This is a genomic window from Mesorhizobium sp. P3_A9 (assembly GCF_056402975.1).
Genome location: NZ_JBFUGJ010000617.1, coordinates 1 through 1,936 on the forward strand (window position 1 = coordinate 1; position 1,936 = coordinate 1,936).

At 60.1% G+C, this 1,936-nt stretch carries 2 protein-coding genes and 1 pseudogene; 2 read left to right on the forward strand and 1 reads right to left on the reverse strand.

What is annotated here, in order from left to right:
* Together AC1DX0_RS35260 and AC1DX0_RS35265 are read left to right on the forward strand one after the other, a co-directional pair.
* Nucleotides 1-880, forward strand: an 880-nt coding sequence (locus AC1DX0_RS35260) for an Lpg1974 family pore-forming outer membrane protein (protein WP_477359056.1), incomplete at its 5' end; no start/stop codon positions are given.
* Nucleotides 881-931: 51 nt separating this feature from the next.
* Nucleotides 932-1,789: an alpha/beta fold hydrolase gene (locus AC1DX0_RS35265; RefSeq protein WP_477220662.1), complete on the forward strand. Its 858-nt coding sequence runs from the start codon at nucleotides 932-934 to the stop codon at nucleotides 1,787-1,789.
* Between the two features lie 51 nt (nucleotides 1,790-1,840).
* Here AC1DX0_RS35265 and AC1DX0_RS35270 read toward each other — a convergent pair.
* Nucleotides 1,841-1,936, reverse strand: a pseudogene (locus AC1DX0_RS35270) (alanyl-tRNA editing protein); the annotation flags it as partial.

Below are 1,936 nucleotides of genomic sequence, written 5' to 3' on the forward strand. Positions count from 1 at the left end.
GACATCTGTTGGTGTGGTTGCGGCCCATGCCGCCGATGCGCAGGTGATCGATCCGGCAGTGGTCGATTCCCGCATCAAGATTGCCTTCGAAGGCGCAGTCTATCAGTCCAACGTCGACAAGCTTGGTGACACCACCGACAAATTGGGTGAAAACAACGGCTTTGGTGATCTCTATGGGTCGGTCGCTCTGACCAAAGCGATTTCTCCGGATGTCGACTGGCGGCTTGCTGGCGCCATCCATGCCGGACAGGACAACGACTTCAGTTTTAATGTCCCAACAGGTAGCGGTGCCGTCGACCTGTCGTTCGGCAACAGCTACAATTTCCAGACGCTGGACTTCGACATCGGCAAGCACGTCCAGGCACAAAGCGCCGATATCCGCTTCTTCGGCGGCCTGCGCTTGCTGCACTCGAAAGAAAAGCTGGATCTCCACGAGGGCATTACGCCGACTGATCCGGCGACGGATAAGGCTGGCAGCGTCGACAAGCTTGGTTCGTCCGAATTCTACGGCATCGGCCCGCGCGTCGGGGCTGAAGTCTATTATCCGTTGGGTGAGACATGGGGTCTGACAGGGGCGGTTTCTGGCTCGGCCATGTGGGGCCGCCGGACTGACAAGCTCAGCTTCACCGCAACCGAGCACGATCCGACCCCAGCCCCCGGCGATCCGGTCGATCAAACTCAGAGTGCCAGCATTAGCCAGCATTCCAGCGAGGTTGTAACGAATATCGACCTTTCCGGTGGCGTGACCTTCAGGCCGTGGGACAACACGACGTTCACTGCGGGCTACCGGGTCGAGCAGTGGCACAACCTGCTTGAGTTCTCCGAAAAAAGCAGCCAAACGTTCAACGGGCCGTTCCTGCGCCTCGAAGTCAAGATGTAGCCCAGCCGTCCGGGCTACTCGGTTCGGACTGCAGCGTCGAATGGATTGCAATTGACTGAACGGGAAGTGGCGTTTGAATCCAAGTTTGCCGTAAACGGCACGGTCAAACTGCACTACACGGCGGCGGGCTCAGGCCCGCCGATTGTKTTTCTGCACGGCTTTCCGGATCACGGGATGGGCTGGCGTCGGCAGATGGAAGCGCTTTGCGGCCGCTACCGCGTGATCGCGCCCGACCTGCGGGGTTTTGGGCAAAGCGATGCGCCGCAAGGTTATGGCAACTACGTGCTGACAGACCTGGTCAACGACGTGCTGGCCGTTCTTGCAGCGGAGAAGCTGACCCAGGCCGCGATTGTCGGCCACGACTGGGGCGGCATCATTGCGTGGTGGTTGGCTATACGCGCGCCGCAAGTCGTGCGCCATCTGGTCCTGCTTTCGACGCCGCACCCGCGCAATCATCTGAACTCCATTGCCGATCCTGCCAATGCCGAGATCATCGCATACATACGCCACTTTCAGGCTCCGGGCGCAGCCCAGATGCTGGACATCGACGAGCTCGCCACCTGGGTCGCAGATCCGCAGGACCGGCAGGCGCTGACAGACTCGCTCAGGCGATCCAGTCCGGAAGCAATGTTGGGCTACTACAGGGCTAACATACCGCTCGGCAAGGTGCCGAGCCTGGGGCAACTGCCACTCGTCAAGGCGCCGACCTTGGTGCTGTTTGGCACCGACGATCCCTATGTTCCGGTCAGCGCTTTCGATGGGACCTTTCGCGAGGTCGATAACGTGACCGCACTGGTGGCGCTGCCCGGCGCCGGTCACTTTATCCACCATCAGGCAGCCAAGTTTGTCACCGAGCAGATCGAAGCGTGGGTGGAGCGACCACTTTCCAGTTTCCGCCACCTTGCGTAAGGTGTCTCAGGATCGCCTGAGCAACTACAGAAAGCCGAGTGCTGTCTGACGTCAAACCGCCGGCATCGGGCCGAAGCGAATGCGGAAGCGCCTGTTTTCACGGCCCTTCTTTTCGATCTTGCCGATGTGGATTTCGCCGATTTCGCC